The organism is Edaphobacter dinghuensis (assembly GCF_014640335.1).
Taxonomy (GTDB): Bacteria; Acidobacteriota; Terriglobia; order Terriglobales; family Acidobacteriaceae; genus Edaphobacter; species Edaphobacter dinghuensis.
Genome location: NZ_BMGT01000003.1, coordinates 1 through 21,417 on the forward strand (window position 1 = coordinate 1; position 21,417 = coordinate 21,417).

A 21,417-nucleotide genomic window follows, 5' to 3' on the forward strand; every position below is an offset into this window, starting at 1 on the left:
GGGCGACAACATCTCGCTCGAGATCACGCTGCACACCCCGGTGGCCATGGAGAAGGGCCTCCGCTTCGCCATCCGCGAAGGCGGACGCACCGTCGGCGCAGGCACCATCTCCGAAATCATCAAGTAATTGGCAACATGGCCGGAGGCAGCAAGTCTGTCTCCGGCCATGCCTTGCTATTCAAAAATAAAGGGATTTTGCAGCGGAAGCATGTTTTTCAGCAAAATCGGTTAGGATAGAAAGATGCGCGAAATTATCACATTGCAATGCCCCGAGTGCAAGAACAGGAATTACTCGACGACGAAGAACAAGAAGACGACCACTGGCCGTCTGGAGTTCTCGAAGTTCTGCAATACCTGCCGCAAGCACACGGACCACAAAGAGACGAAGTAAGCAGTTTGGCCGGCGGCTCATGGCTTTTTAGCCAGGGGCTCGCAGCCCGGCTGAAGGTTTGACCGGGGGAGTAAGCTCAACGGTTAAACTGTCGGTCTCCAAAACCGAACTTCTCGGTTCGAATCCGAGCTCCCCCGCCAGTATCTCCGGCCGCAGAGTCCGGATGCAGCACAAGAATTTAGCAGCACGAAGATTGAGGCAGCACTATGGCCAAGACGGTAGCAGTAGCAGAACAGACAACGCCCGGAGTGCAACAGCTTAAGAACCAGCCGGAACGCCTGCGAGAGTTCCTCAAGGAAGTGCGCAGCGAGATGCGCAAGGTCTGGTGGCCGGGATGGCCCGAAGTTCAGTCCACGACGGTCGTGGTCATCATTACCGTCTTTATCTTCGCGGGCTACTTCTGGCTGGTCGATAACATCATCGGCCGCGCGATTGAGGCGCTCCTGCATGCGCTGACCGCAAGCTAGGCAGATTTTGGAAGTCCGGTAGCATAAGTAGAGAGAAGTAAACGATGCGCGAAGAAGGCACAACGATGGCGGCAGAAGAACAGAATCCGGAAGAGCAGACCCTCGCGGCGAACGCCGGCGAGCAGGCATCCACTGAGAATTCGGAGGAACAGCTCGCTCCGCCGGTGAATGAAAACTTCAAGTGGTACATCATCCACGCCTACTCCGGCTTTGAGCGTAAGGTGCGCGAATCGCTGGAGAGCCGCATCGCGGCCTTCGGTCTGCAGAACAAGATCGGCCGCATCATGATTCCGACCGAGCCGGTCACCGAACTTCGCAACGGCAAGAAGTACACCATCGAGCGTGTCTTTCTTCCCGGCTATGTGCTGGTCGAGATGGATCTCGACAACGACCTCTGGCACGTCATCAAGAACACGCCTCGGGTCACGGGCTTCCTTGGCACCGGCGATAACCCGGTGGCGCTCTCCGAGCAGGAGGTCAGCTCCATCCTCTTCCGCTCCGACGTGTCTAAGGACAAGCCTGCGCTGAAGATCAAGTTCGACAAGGGCGAGCAGGTCCGCATCAACGAAGGACCATTCGCCAACTTCACCGGAGCCGTCGACGAGGTCAACGAAGACAAGCAGACGCTCAAGGTCATGGTCAGCATCTTTGGCCGTTCCACCCCGGTCGAGATCGAGTTCTCGAAGGTGGACAAGGTTACGGAATAAGCAGTGCTTCCGCCGAACAGCGGAAGAAGAGTTTGGAATTACCTATCTTATTTCAGCCCAGGCTATGGCCCCGGCTGGGAAGCATAAAGAGGATTTACCGCAATGGCACCGAAGAAGATTACTGGATACGTCAAGCTTCAGATCATGGCCGGCAAGGCCACCCCGGCACCCCCGGTCGGTCCCGCGCTCGGTCAGGCGCAGGTCAACATCATGGAGTTCTGCAAGCAGTTCAACGACCGCACCAAGGCTCCCGATCTGGCTGGCCTCACGATCCCCGTGGTCATCAGCGTCTACGCCGATCGCACTTTCAGCTTCATCACCAAGACGCCTCCGGCGCCGGTGCTGCTGTTGAAGGCTGCTGGAATCGAGAAGGGCTCGGGCACTCCGAACAAGGAGAAGAAGGGCAAGGTCACCGAGAAGCAGATCATCGCAATCGCCACCCAGAAGATGCCGGACATGAACGCCGCCACGGTTGAGGCAGCCGCCAAGACCATCCGCGGAACCGCTCGCTCGATGGGCATTGAAGTCATCGGCTAATCGCAGCAAGCTATCGTTCCAATCAAGAGAGACACCGGAAGACCGTTGATGGCAGTTGCCAGCGGCTCTCCGGTGTTTTCTTTTAATTCGTACAACCGATACCGCCTCAGGCAAAAAGTCTCTGCTGAACGGCAACACCCACGCTCTCCGGAGGTTTGCGGGTAGCATCCACTGGTTGCGGCATCACATCCAGCGGACGTTGCCCAAGGCCATGCAGCTGACGCGCCTGCTCGACCATCAGAGCCAGCTTTCGACGATAGTCCGGCGCGGCGAAGTCGGCGTGGTCGAAGCGCTTGGCGTAGTCAGCCTGTAGCGAAGGGAAGTGCTCACGAACGAAGCTCAGGTAAGTAGGACGTGAGCACGGCTTGAGGAAGAGGGGATTGGCAGCCAGAAAGTTGGCGCCAACCTCCGCCGCTCGACGAGCCATCTCATTGAGGGCTTCCTGTGTATCGGTAATTCCTGGCAACAGCGGACAGCAGAGGATGCCGGTGCGTAGCCCCGCCTCGCGCAGCCGTTTGACCGCCCGGAAGCGCAGATCAGGGCGCGGCGCACGTGGCTCCAGCAACCGCGCCAGCTCCGTGTCCGGTGTAGTGATGGTGATGTGGAGCACAAGCTTGTTGTGCTTTGCGATCTCCGTGAGCAGATCGATGTCGCGTTCAATCAGACGCGACTTGGTGACGATACCGAGACGATGGCCCTGGCGACGAGCAAAAACCTCGAGCAGGCTACGTGTGATCCGCGCACGTCGCTCGATAGGCTGGTAGGGATCGGTCGCTGTGCCGAGGGCGATCTCGTCGGCAGGGTCGATCCTGCGCAGCTCCTGCTCCAGCAGCCATGCTGCATTTTGCTTGAGGAAGATAATGCGCTCAAAGTCGAGCGGATCGCGCAGCTCCATGAACTCGTGCGTGTAGCGGGCGTAACAATATTTGCAGCCAAACTCGCAGCCGCGATAAGGGTTGATGCTCCAGGCAAGCCAGCGCAGACGCTTCGAGGTGGATTTGTTGAGAATGCTGCGGACTTCGAGAGACTTGAACTCGACCAGATGGCCATCGTCAGCATGTTCGGCGTGACAGGCGAGTCGCGCAATGCCGGTCAGCTGCGGCAGGATGGGGAAGAGCGCTTCATTGTTCGACCCGATTATTTTCGCCATATGTTCGCCTTATTGTGACGACATTAGCTCCGTCCGACGACCGTGTCAAGAGACGATTTCCACGCTGATTTCAATGCAGTTTCGGCCAAAATCAAAGCTCAGCCGACCGTAGGTTGATACTCCTTGAATCCGGCCTTGGTCATTCCGTGCTGTGCCTCCGGGTTCTTCATGAAGGTCTCCCATATAAACGCGCTGCGGGCGTTCTCGGCCATCAGTAGCGTGATTCCGGTGTCGATGCCGACAACGTCGGTGTCGTACCACTTCTTCAGGGGATTGAAGGCATCGACGAAGCCGTAGCGGCACCACGCCTGCGGATAGTTCTTTCTGATGTTTCGGATGACGCGCATGGTCGCGTCGGGCAGAAACGGCAGCGAGCCACCCGCCGCGGCGGGCACGACAGTGCCGTCGATCGGTCCCATCGCCGGTGGTCCGCCCCAGATGACATAGCCTTTTTCGGAGTCCGAGGCAGTGATGCCCCACAGATCGTTGCTGTAATCGGGAAATATCTTGTTCAGTTCGATGCAGAAACGGCGGTGCACATCGGTGGCGATGGCCGAGTTCTGGAAGTAGTCGGCGTAGTTGTCCTTCTTGCGGCGAAAATCGAACCAGGCCTGCGAATACTGATGCACAAACAGCGGAGCGAACGAGCCGATGTAGCGCAGACCGTCGTACTCAAAGGTGGTGCGCTTCCACGCCGTCCACGCCTGCGGATTCAGCGGATGCGCCGACGACCCCATCCCCAGCAGATAGATCATCATCAGCTCGCTGTAGTAGTCCCACTTGTAGGGCAGAAAGCCGATCTCTGGCGTCCAACCCATCGGCAGCAGCGTCGTGTCTTCCGAGAGCCACGTCCAGTCGACACGATTGAATATGGCGTCCGACAGGCCGTTCACCCCACGGTCGTTGAAGTGTTGACGACAAGTGAGAATGCCGCAGAGCAGGATGGCCGTATCGACCGACGAGACCTCCGAGTCCCAGATCCTCTCGCCCGTATTGATGTTGGCGAAGTGATAGAAGAAGCCCCGATGCGTCGGCAGCTTCTTCCAGATGAAGAGCAGCGTATTGACCACGCGCAGGCGGGCCTCGTTATGCGGAATGAAGCCGCGCTGGTCCGCGATGCAGATGGCGGTAAGGCCAAAGCCGGTGGCTGCCATGCTGGCCACGATGCTTGTGTCTTTGGTGCGCGTGTTGGCGCGGTCTTTGATCAGGCCGGTCTGCGGGTTGGCCTGCTCCCAGAAGTAGAGAAAGCTGGCGCGCTCGATCTCGTCGAGAAGCTGGTCGTCCTCAGGAGAAAGCGCGCTCGGCGCGGGTGGAGGCGCCGGAGTCTTATGCGGTCCGGAGACCTTTTGTGGGGCGGCCTGTTGGGCTTGCTGCTGGGCCGCCTGCTGTCCCAGCAGAGGGAGTGCGTGCGCGAGCGGCAATCCAAGCGAAACCCCCGCCATCTGGCGGAGCAGGCTGCGCCGCGAGCTCTTATTCCCGTATTGCCCGATCATCCGGCGAATCTGCCGGTCTCTTTCTTCGTTATCATCCACACGCATTCATCTCTTCCGTATTCGCTCAGAGGTTTGATGCTGCCGGAGGTTCGACTCTGAACAATACCATCAGCAGATTAGATGCGCTGCGGAGGCAATCATGAGCATGGGGCAGCGTATCGCGCCGATCAAACGTCCAATAACAGAGCAAATGAAGGGTAAAACTCTTGCCTGGACGATGATCGCAGTGGTGGTGGCCCTTGCGGCTATGTTTTTGGTGCGCCTGCATGTGCATCGCCCGCCCTCGATCCGCAGATCGATTCCGATCGAAGGCGCGGTGATACGCCGTGACGCCGACACCAGAAAAGAGCTGCCGATCGAGAACGTCACCGTCACCGCATCCGATGGCGTGGTCAGCGCAACGACGCAGTCCGATGCGGCAGGCTACTTCAAGCTCGACCTGCAGCGGCAGGTGTGGTCCGGACAGCCCATCGTCGTCCACTTCCGCCACCCGGACTACGAGCCATACGATCTGAACCTGCAGGCAGGCAGGCTGGTGATCGACGAGAGCCTGCATGTCGTCGCCATGGTTCCACTGCCCGAGTCGCCCAAAGGTGCCCCCGGTGCCAAGGAGTCCGTAGTCTCGAATATCCGCGTGCGATACACCATCAACTCGCGCACGCAGTCCAACGTCGGCAGCGCGGTCAAAACCTTCCAGGTCGTCAACCAGGGAAACGTCCCTTGCGTGAAGCACCAGCTCTGCTCGCCCGACAAGAAGTGGAAGGCGTCACGCGGCTCAGCAACCCTCGATGCCGGACAGGACAATACCTTCGGCAACGTTCGTGCCTCGTGCATCGCCGGGCCATGCCCCTTTACCAAAATTGACGACAGCGGCTTCAAGAACGGCGGTCGCTACATCACCGTCTCCGCAATCGACTGGTCGAACACGGCGACGTTTCTTCTTGAGGCCGAGGTCTTTCACACCGCCATCAGCTCCAACGTGCGCGAGTCCTACCCCGTCATCTTCGGTCGCGCGCTCAACTTTACACTGCCGCCTACGCAAGAGGGCGTAAGCCTCGAGGGCGAGATCGACGGCGCTCCCATGGTCTTCCCCCTCGGGCCTGACCTCTATCTGAGCTGGGCCACCTGCACGGCGCGCACCAGCCAGGGAAGCGACCAGACCACGGTCTACCGCTGCGAACTCAAACCCGGCTACCGCTTCTAAAAATATCGTGAGAGGCGTTGTCTGTTCCTCTCAATGAAACCACTCACGTCATCTCGACCGAAGGCGTGCAGCTTCATCGCACGCCGCAGTGGAGAGACCCCTGTATTTCGCCGTCCCTCCAAAGAGGTTCTAAGATCACAACGGAGGATGTAGAGTGGCTCGAATAGCGATCATCGGAGTAGGGGCAATCGGTGCGATCATTGCCTCGTTGCTGCAGCAGGCAGGACACGAGCTGGTGCTGTGCGTGCGCCGTCCGCTGGCAGAGTTGACGGTAGAGACACCTGACGGCCCGGTAGCTGTGCGCGCAACGATAGTCACCGATCCCGCAAAAATAGCCGCTGTCGACTGGGTCATCGTTGCCACCAAAGCCTACGACGCAGCTAGCGCAGCAAAGTGGCTGAAGCAGCTTCGTGCAGACGGCGCTCCGGTAGCAGTTCTGCAGAACGGCGTGGAGCATCGCGAGCGGTTCGCCCCCTACGTGCCGATGGACTCAATTCTGCCCGTCATTGTGGATTGCCCAGCCGAGCGTCAGTCTCCGGAGCGCGTTCGTCAGCGCGGCATAATGCACCTCAAGGCTCCCGAGGGCGAGTTAGGTCGAGCCTTCATCCATCTGTTTGCCGGAACCGCGGCAGACGCCGTCGAGGTATCGGACTTCATCACGGTCGCATGGCGCAAGCTGTGCCACAACGCCGCCGGTGTGCTGCCCGCGCTGCTGTTGCAGCCATCGGGAGTCCTGCACGACGAGGCCATCGGCGAAACCGCACTACAGATCGTCCGTGAGTGCATCGCCGTAGGCCGCGCCGAAGGAGCAACATTGGACAATGATGTCGCCGAAGCAGTGCTGCAAGCCTATCGCGCTGCTCCCGCCGACGGCATCAACTCCCTGCACGCCGACCGCCTCGCACACAGGCCGATGGAGATCGACGCCCGCAACGGCGTGATCGTGCGCTTAGGCAAAAAACACGGAATCGCCACTCCCTGCAACCAGATGGCAGTTGCGCTATTGGAGCGGATGGCCAAAGCAAAGGACTAGAGATTTCCTCTTACGTGTAGTTTCCTTTGTTTGTCATTCCCGAAGGGAATCTGCGTTTTGTTCGAATCGCCAAAACTACACCTGGAAAAGAATCGCGCTAAATCGAAGAATCTCAAACGCACGTCATCTCGACCAGAAGTGCGGGGCTCCCGACGAGCTTGCTCGTTGGGGTGCAAGCGCAGCGTAGTGGAGAGACCCCTGTATTTAGCTTTTGCCTGTGAAATCAGGCATGGGCCGTAATCGCTGCATCAGGTGGCTCCACCATACGGTCAGCCTCCAGAATCGGCATCACAAGCTGCAAAATACGGCCGACGATCTCTTCGGCAGCCACATGGTCGGGGGTATAAAACCATTGCTTGACCGCGCCATAGATCGCCCAGCTCGCAGTCGTCGCAATCATCTCTGCTGAGGCGCCGGACCTGCCATTCTTATTCATCCCGTTGATGACAACCCGGCGAATGGCCGCAGTCATAGCCGACTCCATCAGCGGCTCAAAGGCATTTTGTTTCGTACACGCCCGGTCGCCGTGCGATTGGGTCAGATAGTCGCACGTGGCCAGAATGATTGAAGCCGCGGCGCTGGGGCATGTGCCGTCGAAGCTGATGTTGCGCTCATGCAGCAGCTTGTGGAACCCACCCCCCACCATCGCGTCGAGCAGAGCGAACTTGTCGGTGTAGTGGTCGTAGAAGGTGGCGCGGTTTACCGTCGCCGTATCGGTAATGTCCTGGACCGAAATTTCGTCGAAGCTGTGTGTCAGCATCAGCTCGCGCAGCGCTCCCTGAAGGAGCTGCCGGGTGCGGCGGATGCGGGGATCGCGAACTTCACAGTCTGAAATCGGCATAAGGATCTGTTGATTAGAGCGTATCAAACAGAAAAAGAATCTTAGCAACGACACGTGTCGTCTATAACGACATATGTTGTTTATGCGGCTAGTGTCGCCAAGGAGAACTTCGATATGCCCACTCTTCTGCATCTGGATTCAAGTCCGCTGGAAAGCTCTATCAGCCGCGAATTGACGCGCGAGTTCGTCAAGACCTGGAAGGCCGCCCACCCCGATGGTGCTGTGATCGAGCGCGATCTGGCAGCAAACCCGGCAGCGCCGATCAATGCCGCGTGGGTTGGCAGCGCCTTTACCCCCGAAGCTGCCCGAACCCCGGAGCAGGCTGCAGCCCTCGCGACCTCCGAGCAGTTGATCGCCGAACTCGAAGTTGCCGACGAGTACGTCATTGGCGTGGCCATGCATAACTTCAGCGTTCCCTCCGTGTTGAAGCTCTGGATCGACCAGGTAGCCCGTCTCGGACGCACCTTTTCTTACGGCGAAACCGGCCCACAGGGACTGCTTAAGGGCAAGAAGGCAACCATCATCGTTGCAAGCGGAGGGTTCTACGAGGTAGGAACGCCAGCCGGAGCCATGAACTTCGTCGAGCCTTATCTGAAGGCCGTTCTGGGCTTTCTCGGAATTACCGATGTGAAGTTCGTGACCGCCAGCGGTGCATCCCAGCTCATGCGCGGAACCGTGGATCGTGCAACCTTCCTGCAACCAGTCCTCGAACAAGTAAGAACGGTAGCGGCATAAGCCGAAAGGAGAAAACAGAAAATCATGAAGATTGCTGCCTTAATCTCTCGCAATTTATTAGGACTGTTGTTCCTGGTCTTCGGCCTCAACGGATTTCTCCACTTCATCCCCTTGCCTCCACCAACCGGCCTGGCCGGGCAGTACATGGGAGCCCTGTTCATCTCGCACTATCTCACCGTGGTCTTCCTTATCCAGATCATCGGTGGCGCGCTCCTGCTGTCTAACCGCTTCGTGCCGCTGGCGCTCACTCTGCTGGGACCGGTGCTGGTAAACATCCTGCTCTTCCACTCGTTTCTGGCCCCGGCGGGCCTTCCCCTCGCTCTGATGACGACTCTCCTCTGGCTGATCGTCTTCAGCAGCGTTCGCCGGGCATTTGCAGGCATATTCGCGCAGCGGGTCACAGCGCAGTAAGCAGGCCAAAGGCCAAGGGATGCCCATCTGGCTTTGCCGCACAGTCGAAGCGGCTGGGCATCCCCGAGTTCCAGTTCGTATCAGTCACCAATCGAACGAATGACCCGTGCCGGATTTCCTCCGACCAGGGTATTCGGAGGAACGTCCCTGGTGACGACCGAACCTGCCGCCACAACCGAGTTTTCTCCTACCGTCACTCCGCCGATAATCGTTGCACCGGCTGCGATCCAGACGTTTCTCTCAATCACAATCGGCCTTCCAATGGTGACAGCGCGCCGCTCCGAAGGTTCCAGCGGATGGCTCGCCGTGATGAGGCTCACGTTCGGCCCGATCATCACATCGTCCCCGATGTCGAGCCCGCCAAGGTCATAGAAGGTGCAGTTCTGATTGACAAAGACATTCCGCCCAACGCGGATCTCGTCCCCTCCGGCGGTGTAAAACGGCGGAATCAGCAAAAAGCTCTCATCCACTTTTTTGCCAATAAGTTCGCTGAACAACGCCCGAACCTCGTCCGCATCGTTGAAGGTCAGGCGGTTCAGCGCGGCAGTGATGGACATCGCTCGCTTGACATTCGCCAGCATAGCCGCTGACTCCGGCGTCCTTCTGTGAATAGTCCTGACGCCGCCCTCATTCGACATTCGCTATTTCCTTGGCCTTGGTATTGAGCGTGGGTTCCGGCACACAAACATGGCACCGGGTTCGCCAAGTATAACTACTCCCCGATCGTCAAATAGATTGACCTTTTTCCACCCATCCTGCATACTTATAAGAGTGTCTCAACACCTAGTTGAGACCAGTCGATAACCACGCCCGGAAGAACATCTCCAGAGGGGTGGGAGACGAGGGAAAATGGCAAGGAAGATCTCTAAGAATTTGGCGAAGGCGCGCGCGCTCGTTGAGCCCCGTCCTTACGTTCTGGCGGACGCAGTTCCGCTCCTGCAAAAGGCAAAGTATGCGAAGTTCGACGAGACCGTCGATCTGACGATGCGTCTCGGCGTCGATCCCCGGCACGCCGACCAGATGGTTCGCGGCACAGTGGTTCTGCCGCACGGCCTCGGAACGACCAAGGTTGTCGCCGTTATCGCCTCGGGCGATAAGGTTCGCGATGCGGAGGCTGCCGGTGCCGAGTTCTTCGGCGGCGAAGAGCTGGTCGAGAAGATTCAGAAAGAAGGCTGGACGGCCTTCGATGCCCTGATCGCCACGCCGGACATGATGAAGTCCGTTGGCCGTCTCGGTAAGGTGCTCGGTCCCAAGGGCCTGATGCCGAACCCGAAGACCGGAACGGTCACCACCGACGTTGCGGCTGCGGTCAAAGAGATCAAGGCCGGTAAGGTCGAGTTCCGCACCGACAAGACTGCTCTGGTTCACGTTCCCGTGGGCAAGCTTTCGTTCGATTCGCAGAAGCTGGTCGACAACGCAATGACGGTCATCTCGAGCGTGGTCAAGGCCAAGCCTTCGGCTGCCAAGGGCAAGTACATCAAGGGTGTCACGCTCAGCTCGACGATGGGCCCTGGCATTCAGCTCGACTTCGCCGCTGCTGAGGCAGCCGGCAAGGCCTAGTTCACATTTTTTAGACAGCATGAGGCCCTCTCTGGCCGCGTAAGCGAGGAGCCGGGCAGTGAAACGAAGAGGATTCAGTCATGGCATTGACCAGAGCAGTAAAGACGGACAAGGTTAAGAAGCTGGCGAGCGAGCTCGAAAGCTCTACCTCCGCAATTATCGGCACATTTACAGGCCTCACCGCGTCGAAGGACTTCGAGCTGCGCAAGGCAGTTCGAGGCGCAGGCGGAAGCTATCACGTCGTCAAGAACAAGCTGGCCGCACGCGCAGCTGAAGGAACCAAGATTGAGGCCGCGTTGAAGGGCCTTAAGGGCGTCTCCTCGGTGGCTTACACCTCGGGCGATCCTGTGGCGCTGGCGAAGGCCCTCTCCACATGGGTCAAAGACAACGCCGAGTTCACCTTCAAGCTGGGCATCATCGACGGCAAGGTGATCGACGTTCGCGAGATTGGCGAACTGGCGACCATGCCGGGCAAGGAGGAGCTCTTCTCGAAGCTACTCTTCCTCATTCAGTCCCCCGCGCAGCGTTTGGCCACGGTCATCAACGCCACCGGCCGCGATCTGGCTGTCGTCATCAACCAGGGCGTCGAGAAGGGCAAGTTTGCCGGATCGGCAGCTCCCGCGGCAGAAGCGCCGAAGGCTGAAGCTCCCGCAACAGAGCCCGAGGCCGAGAAGGTCGCCGAGGCGCACGTAGTTGAGTCGGCGGCGGGCGAGCAGCCCTCCGGCGCAGAGCAGCCCGAGAACTCCACCGCATCGCAGGGTGGGGAAGCGGCGAGCACGGACCCCGTCGAAGGATAAGCGGGACAACAATTTTCGCCTGGTTCTTTTGGGTGCGCTGGTCTGGGCGCAACGGAAACCCAAGAGGGCATAGGCAACCGAGGCGCAGTAGGGTTTCGGAGAAGTAATCGGCAACAGGCATCACAAAAGTTCAGACTTATATTGGAGAAATAAAATGGCAGACATCCAGCAGTTGGAAGATTCAATCGTTAGCCTCAGCCTTCTCGAGGCTTCGGCCCTGGTCAAGAAGCTCGAAGAGCGCCTTGGCGTCTCGGCAGCAGCAGCAGTTGCAGCCCCGGCAGCAGGCGGCGGCGCAGCAGCAGCGGCACCGGCCGAAGAGAAGACCGAGTTCACCGTTATCCTGAAGGATGCCGGCGCGAACAAGATCAACACCATCAAGGCTGTACGCGAAGTCACCGCTCTTGGCCTCAAGGAAGCCAAGGATCTGGTCGACGGCGCTCCCAAGCCCTTGAAGGAGAACGTTTCGAAGGAAGATGCAGCCGCCATCGCGAAGAAGTTTGAAGGCGTTGCAACCGTCGAAATCAAGTAATTGGCCATAAACTTGCACGCTGAGGCAGAATGAGATATTCTTTTCTTTAGAAAAGATTCGTTCCGCCTCAGCGTGCTGTTTGGCGGACAGCAAAAACCGGCAGACTTTAGGCAGCAAATCCGGCTCATCCTGTAGAAAAACAGGCTAGGGAGTCGGCCATTATGTATTTCGAGCGGCAGAAATGCATAGTGTCATGGGACAAGCGAGCGCAGCAACTTTGGGGCACGGCGAGCCTCAAACGGCGGCAGGCATCTACACCACAACGAAAGAAACAGTGCACAAGTCGATCTTTGCGCTCATGGGACAAGCTGTCCCTTCGAGCGCTTTGCCGTGTTTATCGGCATTTCCGCGTTAAGCGGGCGCTCGGAACATTCGTACGCGTTCTTTATAGCAGTTCTCAGTATCGGCGAACAGTAAAAGTTTCATGAGTTACGAGTTTGATTGATTGCCGGGGGTTGTATACGGCAAGACATTTTGCGCACGGGGCCTGCGGCATCGAGGGCAGCAGGACCCGAAAACATCTGTAACTGCGCAAGCAGAACCAAACCCGGAGGGCCATACCCAACCCTCCCCTTGTTCGTGTTGACGGGCCTTTCGGTGGGCAGTCAAAACAAACGAGGACCTCGAAGGTAAGTATTCAGGAGAGAGCATGTCTGGTCAGTCCAACAACAGCGAAATGCGCGCGATCCGCAGCCGTCTCGATTTTTCCAAAATCCCAACCGCAATCCAGATTCCCAACCTCATCGAGGTTCAGCGCCGCAGCTACGAGCGCTTCCTGCAGATGGACAAGCTTCCCCAGGAGCGCGAGGACAATGGCCTGCAGTCGGTCTTTACCTCGGTCTTCCCGATCACGGACTTCCGCAACGTCTCCGAGCTCGAGTTCGTCGACTTCTCCATCGGCAACTGGGAGTGCAAGTGCGGCTACCTCAAGGGTCTCAACCACCTGCGTACCGCCTGCTCGCACTGCGGTCACATGGTCATCACCGATCCCTTCCATCCCGGCGATGTACTCTGCAACTTCTGCGGAACCTACAACAAGAACACCCCTGACTTCTGCACCAAGTGCGGCGACCCCGTCGGCCTGCAGCTGAAGTACGACCAGGCAGAGTGCGAAGAGCGCGGCATGACCTACTCTGCACCGCTCAAGGTCACCATCCGTCTCAAGATCTACGACAAGGACCCCGAGACCGGCGTCAAGAGCCTGCGCGACATGAAGGAGCAGGAAGTCTTCTTCGGCGACATACCGCTGATGAGCCAGAACGGCACCTTCATCGTCAACGGCACCGAGCGCGTCATCGTCTCGCAGCTCCACCGTTCGCCCGGCGTCTTCTTCGAGACGGCGAACAACCGTACCTACTTCCTCGGCAAGATCATCCCCTACCGCGGCAGCTGGGTCGAGTTCGAGTACGACCAGAAGAACACTCTCTATGTCCGCATCGACCGCAAGCGCAAGTTCCTCGGCACCATCTTCCTGCGCGCCCTCGGCCTGCGTACCGACGAAGAAATTCTCAAGACCTTCTACACCGTTGACACCATCAACGTGAAGGAAGGCAAGCTGAGCTGGAAGGTCGCCCCCGAGGGCACACCGACCAACCTGCAGGGCACGCGTCCTGCCGCCGCCATCACGGTCAAGGGCGAAGAGATTGCACCGGCAACCCGCAAGATCTCGGCGCACTCGCTCAAGGGTCTGCGCAGCCACAAGATCGAGCAGGTCGAGGTTGAGACCAGCGAGTTCGACGGCGCGATGACCGCCTCCGATGTCGTCGATCTCTCCACCGGCGAGCTGCTCTACGAGGCCAATCAGGAGTTGACCGCCGACAAGCTGCACAAGATCCTCCAGTCCGGCGTCACCAGCTTCGAGGTCTTCTTCCCCGAGCGCGACGACGTGGGCAACATCATCACCAACACCCTGCGCCGCGACTCCGTGCGCAAGCCTGAGGAAGCTCTCATCGAGATCTACCGCAAGCTGCGTCCCGGCGACCCACCGACGCTCGACACCGCGACCGCGCTCTTCGAAGGCATGTTCTTCGATCCGCGCAAGTACGATTTCTCGCGCGTAGGCCGTCTCAAGTTCAACATCAAGCTCTACGAGAACCAGGACGCCACCGGCCTCGACAATCGCACCCTGACCCCCGAGGACTTCTACGGCACCATTCGCTATCTCCTCAAGCTGCGCAAGAACATCGGCGTGGTGGATGACATCGATCACCTTGGCAACCGCCGCGTCCGCGCTGTCGGCGAGCTGATGGAGAACCAGTTCCGCATCGGCCTCGTCCGCATGGAACGCGCCATCAAGGAAAAGATGTCGGTCTATCAGGAGATGTCGACGGCGATGCCGCACGACCTCATCAACGCGAAGCCAGTCATGGCCGCGATTCGTGAGTTCTTCGGCTCCTCGCAGCTCTCGCAGTTCATGGACCAGACCAACCCGCTCTCCGAGATCACCCACAAGCGCCGCCTGTCGGCCCTTGGACCCGGTGGTCTGTCGCGTGAGCGCGCTGGCTTTGAAGTCCGCGACGTGCACCCCACTCACTACGGCCGCATCTGCCCGATCGAGACGCCGGAAGGCCCGAACATCGGTCTGATCTCGTCGCTCTCCTGCTTTGCCCGCATCAACGAGTACGGCTTCATCGAGTCTCCCTACCGCCGCGTCAAGGACGGCAAGGCGCTCGACTTCGTCTCCGTCGTCAATGCTGGCGAGTCCGGTCTGCGGCAGGGCGACTACCTCGAGATCGGCGAAGCCCGCAAGCTGAACGAGCAGTTGAAGAAGGACAAGAAGCGCACCATGGATCTTGCTCCCTTCAGCTTCTATCTCTCGGCGTGGGAAGAGGACCGTCACACCATCGCGCAGGCCAACATCGAGCTCGATGAGCACCTGAACATCGTTCAGGACATTGTCGATGCCCGCCGTCAGGGTAACTTCGTGCTCGTCAACAAGGCCGAAGTCGACTACGTTGACGTCTCCCCGAAACAGCTTGTATCCGTTGCGGCGAGTCTTGTTCCGTTCCTCGAGCACGACGACGCGAACCGCGCCTTGATGGGCGCCAACATGCAACGCCAGTCGGTGCCGTTGTTGGTCGCTGAGGCTCCGTTCGTGGGAACCGGTATGGAGGGCGTCACCGCTCGCGACTCCGGCGCCGTCATTCTGGCCAAGCGTAACGGCATCATCGATTCGGTCGACTCCGAGCGCATCATCGTTCGTGTCGAAGGCGAGCACCACCCCACGCAGCTCTCGCGTGAGGTCGGCTCCGACATCTATCAGCTCACGAAGTTCAAGCGCTCCAACCAGAACACCTGCATCAACCAGAAGCCGATCGTTCGCAAGGGCGACCGCGTGGTCAAGGGCCAGGTTATCGCCGACGGTCCTTGCACCGAGCAGGGCGAGCTCGGCCTCGGACGCAACGTGCTGGTAGCCTTCATGCCGTGGCGCGGTTACAACTTCGAGGACGCGATCCTCATCTCGGAGAAGCTGGTCCGCGAGGACTACTACACCTCGATCCACATCGAGGAGTTCGAGATCGAAGCTCGCGACACCAAGCTCGGGCCGGAAGAGATCACCCGCGATATTCCCAACGTCAGCGAGCACGCTCTGCGTGACCTCGACGAGTCGGGCATCATCCGCATCGGTGCGAAGATCAGCCACAACGACATCCTCGTCGGCAAGGTAACGCCCAAGGGCGAGACCCAGTTGACGCCGGAAGAGAAGCTGCTGCGCGCCATCTTCGGCGAAAAGGCCGGAGACGTTCGCGACGCCTCGCTCACATGCCCTCCGGGCATCGAGGGCACTGTCGTTGACGTTCGCATCTTCAGCCGCAAGGGCCAGGAGAAGGACGAGCGTGCCAAGCAGATCGAGCAGGAGCAGATCGAGAAGCTCGAGCGCAACCTCGCCGATGAGATTCGTATTCTCACCGACGAGCGCCTCAAGCGTCTCGAGGCAATTCTCGGCGCGAAGGAAGTTCTCGCCGACCTGCACGACGAGCGCACCAACAAAAAGCTGCTCAACAAGGGCGACATTCTCGACCGCGACACCATCGAGCTGATCAGCACTCGTAACCTCAAGCGCATCCGCTACGCCGACAAGGACCCCCGCGTCAACGAGCAGATCGACGAGATCGAAGAGATGACCTCGCGTCAGATCGACGTTCTCCGTAAGATCACCAACGAGAAGATCGGCAAGATGTCCAAGGGCGACGAGCTTTCGCCCGGCGTCATCAAGATGGTCAAGGTCTACATCGCCATGAAGCGCAAGCTGTCGGTCGGCGACAAGATGGCCGGACGCCACGGTAACAAGGGTGTTATCGCCCGCATTCTGCCGGAAGAGGACATGCCGTACCTCCCCGACGGAACCCCGGTCGAGATCGTCCTCAATCCTCTCGGCGTGCCTTCTCGTATGAACGTCGGTCAGATCCTCGAGACGCACCTCGGATGGGCAGCGCACGAGCTCGGCAAGCAGGTCGCCGAGATCGCCGCGACGCACACCGAAGCCAGCGAAGTCCGCGAGCTCTTCAAGGCACGCTTTGCCAACACCGCCGCTCTCAACCAGCTTCTTGACCTCGACGACGAGCAGACCCTGCGTGTCGCCGCCGGCATGAAGCGCGGCATCTGGTTCGGCACGGCAGTCTTCGACGGCGCACGCGAAGGCGAGATCAAGGCGCTCCTCAAGGCCGCTGGTCTGCCCAGCTCCGGCAAGTCGCTCTTGCACGACGGTATGACGGGCGACGAGTTCGAACAGCCCGCCACCGTTGGCTACATCTACATGCTGAAGCTGTCTCACCTTGTCGACGACAAGATCCACGCTCGCTCGATCGGACCGTACTCGCTCATCACCCAGCAGCCGCTCGGTGGTAAGGCACAGTTCGGTGGACAGCGCTTCGGAGAGATGGAAGTCTGGGCGCTCGAAGCCTACGGCGCAGCGTACATCCTGCAGGAACTGCTCACCGCGAAGTCCGACGACGTCTTCGGTCGTACCAAGATCTACGAAGCCATCGTCAAGGGCGAAGCAGCCATCGAGCCGGGTGTACCCGAGTCGTTCAACGTGCTCATCCGCGAGCTTCAGTCGCTCTGCCTCGATGTGGAACTCATCAAGCAGTCCGACCAGAAGAAGCTTCCGGTGCCTGAGATCGCAGCAGCCGACTAACGCAACAAAGACCCGGGGAGGTTCATGCGTAAACTCTCCGGGCCGCCACCTCAAGGTGGCACCACAATTGAAAGAAGAGCAACAGCTTTAGAACCACGGCAACGCGATGCGCCCTGAGTCATCGCAAACAGATTTCGTAACCGCAGCACATGCTGCAACCTGCAAGCGCAGGAAATAAGGGAGACGCCCAATATGTTCCGCTCCAGCCCCTTTGAACTGACCGGCCCCATCGCCGACTTCGACGCCATCAAGATCCAGCTCGCCAGCCCCGAGAAGATCCGCAGCTGGTCGCATGGCGAAGTCACGAAGCCCGAGACCATCAACTACCGTACCTTCAAGCCCGAGCGCGACGGCCTCTTCTGCGCCCGCATCTTCGGGCCCATCACCGACTGGGAGTGCCTCTGCGGCAAGTACAAGCGCATGAAGCACCGCGGCGTCATCTGCGACAAGTGCGGCGTCGAAGTTACGCTCTCGAAGGTCCGTCGCGAACGCCTCGGCCACATCGAGCTCGCCAGCCCCTGCTCGCACGTCTGGTTCTTCAAGGGCCTGCCGTCGCGTATCGGCCACCTGCTCGACATCTCGCTGCGTGAGCTCGAAGCCGTCCTCTACTTCGAGTCCTACGTCGTCGTCGATCCAGGCGACGCGCCCGTCAAGGAGCGCGAGGTCATCAAGGACGAGAACAAGTTCCGCGAGCTCGATCAGCAGTATCGCCCCTCCGGCTTCAAGGCCATGATGGGTGCCGAAGCCATCAAGGAACTTCTCAAGCGCGTCGAAGTCACCGAGCTTGCCATCGAGCTGCGCGAGCGCATGAAGCAGGAGACCTCGCTCCAGAAGAAGCTCAAGTACTCCAAGCGCCTCAAGATCGTCGAGGCCTTCCGCAAGTCCGACAACCTGCCGCAGTGGATGATTCTCGACGTGATCCCCGTTATCCCGCCCGAGCTTCGCCCGCTCGTGCCGCTCGACGGCGGACGCTTCGCCACGTCCGACCTCAACGATCTCTATCGCCGCGTCATCAACCGCAACAACCGCCTCAAGAAGCTGATGGATCTCCATGCACCCGAGGTCATCGTCCGCAACGAAAAGCGCATGTTGCAGGAGGCCGTCGACGCTCTGTTCGACAACGGTCGCCGTGGCCGCGTCCTGCGTGGCGCGAACAACCGTCCGCTGAAGTCGCTCTCCGACACCCTCAAGGGCAAGCAGGGCCGCTTCCGTCAGAACCTTCTCGGTAAGCGCGTCGACTACTCCGGCCGTTCGGTCATCGTCGTCGGCCCCGAGCTGAAGCTGCACCAGTGCGGTCTTCCCAAGAAGATGGCGCTCGAGCTCTTCAAGCCCTTCATCTATCACCGCCTCGAGCAGACCGGCCACTGCACCACCATCAAGCAGGCTAAAGAGATGGTTGAGCTGCAGGACCCCATCGTCTGGGACATCCTCGAAGAGGTCATCAAGGACCACCCCGTCCTGCTGAACCGCGCTCCGACCCTCCACCGCCTCGGTATCCAGGCGTTTGAGCCGGTGCTCGTCGAAGGCAAGGCGATCAAGATCCATCCGCTCGTCTGCACCGCCTTCAACGCGGACTTCGACGGCGACCAGATGGCTGTCCACATCCCGCTCTCGCCCGAGGCACAGATCGAAGCCAGCGTTCTCATGCTCGCTTCGCACAACATCCTCTCGCCCGCCAGCGGCCAGCCGATCACCGTGCCGACGCAGGACCTCGTGCTCGGTATCTACTACCTCACCAAGGCAAAGTTGAACGCCAAGGGTGAAGGCCGCGTCTTCGCCAACATCGAAGAGGTCTTCATGGCCCTCGAAGCGAAGCAGGTCGAGACGCTTACCCCCATCCGTCTTCGCTACACCGGCCCTGTCCTCGACATGACCACGGCGTACGACGATCAGGACATCACCCACACCGAGCCGGTCGAGTTCAACAAGCAGTACATCAACACGACCGTCGGCCGCGCCATCCTCAACGATGCGCTCCCCGAGGGCATGCCCTACGTCAACGGCCTGCTCAAGAAGAAGGGCATCGGCCAGCTCGTCAACTACTGCTACCTCAACCTCGGCCTCGAGACCACCGTCAAGACGCTCGACAAGATCAAGGACCTCGGCTTCCGTTACGCCACCCGGTCCGGCCTCTCCGTTGGCCTCGACGACATGGTCATCCCCGCGTCCAAGTACACGGTCGTCGGCGATGCCGAAAAGCAGGTCATCAACGTTCAGCAGCAGTACCTCGACGGTGCCATCACCAACGGTGAGCGTAACAACAAGGTCATCCAGATGTGGTCGACTGTCACCGAGCGCGTCGCCGACGACATGTTCAACAACATGAAGCAGGCCGACAAGGACGGCGCCATGAACCCGATCTACATCATGGCCGACTCCGGTGCTCGTGGTTCCAAACAGCAGATTCGTCAACTCTCCGGTATGCGTGGTTTGATGGCCAAGCCCTCGGGCGAAATCATCGAAACCCCCATCACGGCGAACTTCCGCGAAGGCCTCACCGTTCTCCAGTACTTCATCTCGACCCACGGAGCACGTAAGGGCCTTGCCGATACCGCGCTCAAGACCGCGGACTCGGGTTACCTCACCCGCCGTCTCGTCGACGTTGCGCAGGATGTCATCATCTCGCAGCACGACTGCGGCACGGTCGAAGGCATCTACGTCACACCGATCATCGAAGCCGGTGAGACCATCGAGCCTCTGCGCGACCGCATCATCGGTCGCGTCTCGCTCGAGAAGCTCAAGGACTACGAAGGCAAGACCATCGTTGAAATCAACCAGGAGATCGACGAAGAGCTGGCCAGCGCAATCCAGGCAGCCGGCATCGAGCGCGTCAAGATCCGCTCCGTGCTCACCTGCGAGTCCAAGCGCGGCGTCTGCATCCTCTGCTACGGCCGTAACCTCGGCTCCGGCAAGATGGTGGAGATGGGCGAAGCCGTCGGCGTCATCGCGGCGCAGTCCATCGGCGAGCCCGGCACGCAGCTCACCATGCGTACCTTCCACATCGGCGGAACCGCATCGCGCGTCTCCGACGCCTCGCACATCGAGGCCAAGAACGCCGGTACCGTGCGCTTCATCAACCTGGTCACGGTCCGCGCCAAGTCGGGCGACCTGGTCGCGATGAACCGTAACGGCTCCATCGCCATCATCGACGACAAGGGCCGCGAGAAAGAGCGTTACGCCATCGTCTACGGCGCCAAGCTCAAGGTCGAAGACGGTGCGCAGGTCAAGCTCGGCGACAAGCTCGGCGAGTGGGATCCGTACACCTTCTCGCTCCTCACCGAGATCGCCGGAACCGTGCAGTTCAAGGACCTCCAGGAAGGCGTCACCCTCAACGAAGAGATCGACGAAGTCACCGGCCTCAGCCGTCTCGTCGTCGCCGACTCTCCCGACGAGAAGCGCCAGCCGACCATCATCATCAAGAGCCCCGCTGGCAACAAGCGTTACCTCATGCCCTCGCGCGCTCACCTTATGGTGGCCGACGGCGACGAGCTCTTCCCCGGCGACATCCTTGCCAAGATCCCGCGCGAAACCACGCGTACCAAGGACATTACCGGCGGTCTGCCCCGCGTCGTCGAGCTCTTCGAGGCCCGCAAGCCCCGCGACCCGGCAATCATCAGCAAGATCGATGGTGTCGTTCGCTTCGGCGAAGTCTCCAAGGGACAGCGCAAGGTCTACGTCACTGCCGACAACGGTCAGGAAGAGGAGTACAGCGTTCCTCGCGGTGTCTACGTCAACGTGCAGGAAGGCGAACGCCTCCGTGCCGGTGACGCGCTCATCGACGGTCCCCGCAACCCGCACGACATTCTGGAAGTCCTCGGCGAGCGTGCACTGCAGCAGTACCTCGTCAACGAAATCCAGGAAGTCTATCGCCTGCAGGGTGTGGCCATCTCCGACAAGCACATCGAAACCATCGTTCGTCAGATGCTTCGCTGGGTCAAGATCGAAGATGTGGGTGACACCAGCTTCCTCGTCGATCAGCAGACGGACCGCTTCCGCTTCAACGCCGAAAACCAGCGCGTCCTCATGGAAGGTGGCCGTCCCGCCATCGGCCGCTCGCTTCTGCTCGGCATCACCAAGGCGTCGCTCTCGACCGACAGCTTCATCTCGGCGGCCAGCTTCCAGGAGACCACCCGCGTACTCACCGAGGCTTCGATCAACGGCTCGGTAGACACGCTGCGCGGCCTCAAGGAAAACGTCATCGTCGGTCGCCTCATCCCCGCCGGAACCGGCATGGAGTACTACCGCAACGTCCAGCTCTCACCCGAGCTCGAAGAAGCGGCAGCCCAGGTTCAGGCCGAGGTGCAGGAAGCCCACGACGCCGAAGAGCGCGAACTCGAACAGATGCGCATGGAAGGCGAACAAGAAGAGATGGCCGCCGAGTAAGCATCACACACAGCAACGCGCTCACGCGCAAAACACCAAGGG

18 protein-coding genes and 1 tRNA gene are annotated in these 21,417 nt (G+C 59.8%); 15 read left to right on the top strand and 4 right to left on the bottom strand.

The annotated features are described in order from the left end of the window. The 6 genes from IEW09_RS11820 to rplK all read left to right on the top strand — a co-directional run. A partial coding sequence (locus tag IEW09_RS11820) for an EF-Tu C-terminal domain-related protein (protein WP_505661219.1) occupies nt 1-127 on the top strand: 127 nt, incomplete at its 5' end. Between the two features lie 114 nt (nt 128-241). Beyond that, nucleotides 242-391: a 50S ribosomal protein L33 gene (rpmG, locus tag IEW09_RS11825; protein WP_013579310.1), complete on the top strand. Its 150-nt coding sequence runs from the start codon at nt 242-244 to the stop codon at nt 389-391. A gap of 64 nt (nt 392-455) precedes the next feature. After that, nucleotides 456-531 (top strand) — tRNA-Trp (locus tag IEW09_RS11830). A 66-nt stretch (nt 532-597) separates the two neighbouring features. After that, nucleotides 598-858 carry a preprotein translocase subunit SecE gene (secE, locus tag IEW09_RS11835; RefSeq protein ID WP_188554446.1) on the top strand — a complete coding sequence of 87 codons (261 nt, stop codon included), beginning with the start codon at nt 598-600 and terminating at the stop codon, nt 856-858. 44 nt (nt 859-902) lie between these two features. After that, a complete protein-coding gene (gene nusG / locus IEW09_RS11840; RefSeq protein WP_188554447.1) occupies nt 903-1,565 on the top strand; it encodes a transcription termination/antitermination protein NusG in 663 nt (220 codons plus the stop codon). Nucleotides 1,566-1,667: 102 nt separating this feature from the next. Continuing rightward, complete coding sequence (gene rplK, locus IEW09_RS11845) at nt 1,668-2,102, top strand: 50S ribosomal protein L11 (protein WP_188554448.1); 435 nt, start codon at nt 1,668-1,670, stop codon at nt 2,100-2,102. Nucleotides 2,103-2,208: 106 nt separating this feature from the next. Here the strand turns inward: rplK and IEW09_RS11850 are convergent, their stop codons facing one another. Beyond that, entirely contained in the window at nt 2,209-3,252 is a 1,044-nt protein-coding gene (locus IEW09_RS11850) for an SPL family radical SAM protein (protein ID WP_188554449.1), read from the bottom strand. 98 nt (nt 3,253-3,350) lie between these two features. Beyond that, nucleotides 3,351-4,790, bottom strand: coding sequence for a glucoamylase family protein (locus IEW09_RS11855; protein WP_229739267.1), 1,440 nt, complete (start codon nt 4,788-4,790; stop codon nt 3,351-3,353). Between the two features lie 145 nt (nt 4,791-4,935). Between IEW09_RS11855 and IEW09_RS11860 the strand changes: the two genes are divergently transcribed. Together IEW09_RS11860 and IEW09_RS11865 are read left to right on the top strand one after the other, a co-directional pair. Beyond that, nucleotides 4,936-5,949 carry a carboxypeptidase regulatory-like domain-containing protein gene (locus IEW09_RS11860; protein WP_188554450.1) on the top strand — a complete coding sequence of 338 codons (1,014 nt, stop codon included), beginning with the start codon at nt 4,936-4,938 and terminating at the stop codon, nt 5,947-5,949. A gap of 154 nt (nt 5,950-6,103) precedes the next feature. Next, nucleotides 6,104-6,982 (top strand): 2-dehydropantoate 2-reductase, encoded by an 879-nt coding sequence (locus tag IEW09_RS11865; RefSeq protein WP_188554451.1) that lies wholly within the window; start codon nt 6,104-6,106, stop codon nt 6,980-6,982. A 223-nt stretch (nt 6,983-7,205) separates the two neighbouring features. Here IEW09_RS11865 and IEW09_RS11870 read toward each other — a convergent pair whose 3' ends face one another. Then, complete coding sequence (locus IEW09_RS11870; protein WP_188554452.1) at nt 7,206-7,823, bottom strand: TetR/AcrR family transcriptional regulator; 618 nt, start codon at nt 7,821-7,823, stop codon at nt 7,206-7,208. A gap of 114 nt (nt 7,824-7,937) precedes the next feature. Between IEW09_RS11870 and IEW09_RS11875 the strand changes: the two genes are divergently transcribed. Together IEW09_RS11875 and IEW09_RS11880 are read left to right on the top strand one after the other, a co-directional pair. Further along, the gene (locus tag IEW09_RS11875) at nt 7,938-8,558 is read left to right on the top strand and encodes an FMN-dependent NADH-azoreductase (protein WP_188554453.1); all 621 of its coding nucleotides are present in this window, start codon (nt 7,938-7,940) and stop codon (nt 8,556-8,558) included. A gap of 24 nt (nt 8,559-8,582) precedes the next feature. Then, a complete protein-coding gene (locus IEW09_RS11880) occupies nt 8,583-8,969 on the top strand; it encodes a hypothetical protein (protein ID WP_188554454.1) in 387 nt (128 codons plus the stop codon). Nucleotides 8,970-9,049: 80 nt separating this feature from the next. Here the strand turns inward: IEW09_RS11880 and IEW09_RS11885 are convergent, their stop codons facing one another. Next, nucleotides 9,050-9,607 (bottom strand): sugar O-acetyltransferase, encoded by a 558-nt coding sequence (locus IEW09_RS11885; protein ID WP_188554455.1) that lies wholly within the window; start codon nt 9,605-9,607, stop codon nt 9,050-9,052. A gap of 211 nt (nt 9,608-9,818) precedes the next feature. Here IEW09_RS11885 and rplA point away from each other — a divergent pair, with 211 nt between their 5' ends. The 5 genes from rplA to rpoC all read left to right on the top strand — a co-directional run bounded on the left by rplA (nt 9,819) and on the right by rpoC (nt 21,375). After that, nucleotides 9,819-10,529 carry a 50S ribosomal protein L1 gene (rplA, locus tag IEW09_RS11890; RefSeq protein ID WP_188554456.1) on the top strand — a complete coding sequence of 237 codons (711 nt, stop codon included), beginning with the start codon at nt 9,819-9,821 and terminating at the stop codon, nt 10,527-10,529. An 80-nt stretch (nt 10,530-10,609) separates the two neighbouring features. Continuing rightward, the gene (rplJ, locus tag IEW09_RS11895) at nt 10,610-11,326 is read left to right on the top strand and encodes a 50S ribosomal protein L10 (protein WP_188554457.1); all 717 of its coding nucleotides are present in this window, start codon (nt 10,610-10,612) and stop codon (nt 11,324-11,326) included. Between the two features lie 154 nt (nt 11,327-11,480). Beyond that, complete coding sequence (gene rplL / locus IEW09_RS11900; RefSeq protein WP_188554458.1) at nt 11,481-11,855, top strand: 50S ribosomal protein L7/L12; 375 nt, start codon at nt 11,481-11,483, stop codon at nt 11,853-11,855. A 649-nt stretch (nt 11,856-12,504) separates the two neighbouring features. After that, nucleotides 12,505-16,992: a DNA-directed RNA polymerase subunit beta gene (gene rpoB, locus IEW09_RS11905; RefSeq protein WP_188554459.1), complete on the top strand. Its 4,488-nt coding sequence runs from the start codon at nt 12,505-12,507 to the stop codon at nt 16,990-16,992. A 192-nt stretch (nt 16,993-17,184) separates the two neighbouring features. Continuing rightward, nucleotides 17,185-21,375 carry a DNA-directed RNA polymerase subunit beta' gene (gene rpoC / locus IEW09_RS11910; protein WP_188554460.1) on the top strand — a complete coding sequence of 1,397 codons (4,191 nt, stop codon included), beginning with the start codon at nt 17,185-17,187 and terminating at the stop codon, nt 21,373-21,375. Nucleotides 21,376-21,417 lie beyond the last annotated feature (42 nt).

What these genes read in the sequence shown, in the direction of transcription:
- rplJ (WP_188554457.1), top strand. Translation starts at nt 10,610, where the DNA reads ATGGCATTGACCAGAGCAGTAAAGACGGACAAGGTTAAGAAGCTGGCG.
- rplA (WP_188554456.1), top strand. Translation starts at nt 9,819, where the DNA reads ATGGCAAGGAAGATCTCTAAGAATTTGGCGAAGGCGCGCGCGCTCGTT.
- IEW09_RS11885 (WP_188554455.1), bottom strand. Translation starts at nt 9,607, where the DNA reads ATGTCGAATGAGGGCGGCGTCAGGACTATTCACAGAAGGACGCCGGAG.
- rplL (WP_188554458.1), top strand. Translation starts at nt 11,481, where the DNA reads ATGGCAGACATCCAGCAGTTGGAAGATTCAATCGTTAGCCTCAGCCTT.
- IEW09_RS11850 (WP_188554449.1), bottom strand. Translation starts at nt 3,252, where the DNA reads ATGGCGAAAATAATCGGGTCGAACAATGAAGCGCTCTTCCCCATCCTG.
- IEW09_RS11880 (WP_188554454.1), top strand. Translation starts at nt 8,583, where the DNA reads ATGAAGATTGCTGCCTTAATCTCTCGCAATTTATTAGGACTGTTGTTC.
- nusG (WP_188554447.1), top strand. Translation starts at nt 903, where the DNA reads ATGCGCGAAGAAGGCACAACGATGGCGGCAGAAGAACAGAATCCGGAA.
- IEW09_RS11875 (WP_188554453.1), top strand. Translation starts at nt 7,938, where the DNA reads ATGCCCACTCTTCTGCATCTGGATTCAAGTCCGCTGGAAAGCTCTATC.
- secE (WP_188554446.1), top strand. Translation starts at nt 598, where the DNA reads ATGGCCAAGACGGTAGCAGTAGCAGAACAGACAACGCCCGGAGTGCAA.
- rpoB (WP_188554459.1), top strand. Translation starts at nt 12,505, where the DNA reads ATGTCTGGTCAGTCCAACAACAGCGAAATGCGCGCGATCCGCAGCCGT.
- IEW09_RS11855 (WP_229739267.1), bottom strand. Translation starts at nt 4,790, where the DNA reads ATGCGTGTGGATGATAACGAAGAAAGAGACCGGCAGATTCGCCGGATG.
- rpoC (WP_188554460.1), top strand. Translation starts at nt 17,185, where the DNA reads ATGTTCCGCTCCAGCCCCTTTGAACTGACCGGCCCCATCGCCGACTTC.
- IEW09_RS11860 (WP_188554450.1), top strand. Translation starts at nt 4,936, where the DNA reads ATGAAGGGTAAAACTCTTGCCTGGACGATGATCGCAGTGGTGGTGGCC.
- rpmG (WP_013579310.1), top strand. Translation starts at nt 242, where the DNA reads ATGCGCGAAATTATCACATTGCAATGCCCCGAGTGCAAGAACAGGAAT.
- IEW09_RS11870 (WP_188554452.1), bottom strand. Translation starts at nt 7,823, where the DNA reads ATGCCGATTTCAGACTGTGAAGTTCGCGATCCCCGCATCCGCCGCACC.
- rplK (WP_188554448.1), top strand. Translation starts at nt 1,668, where the DNA reads ATGGCACCGAAGAAGATTACTGGATACGTCAAGCTTCAGATCATGGCC.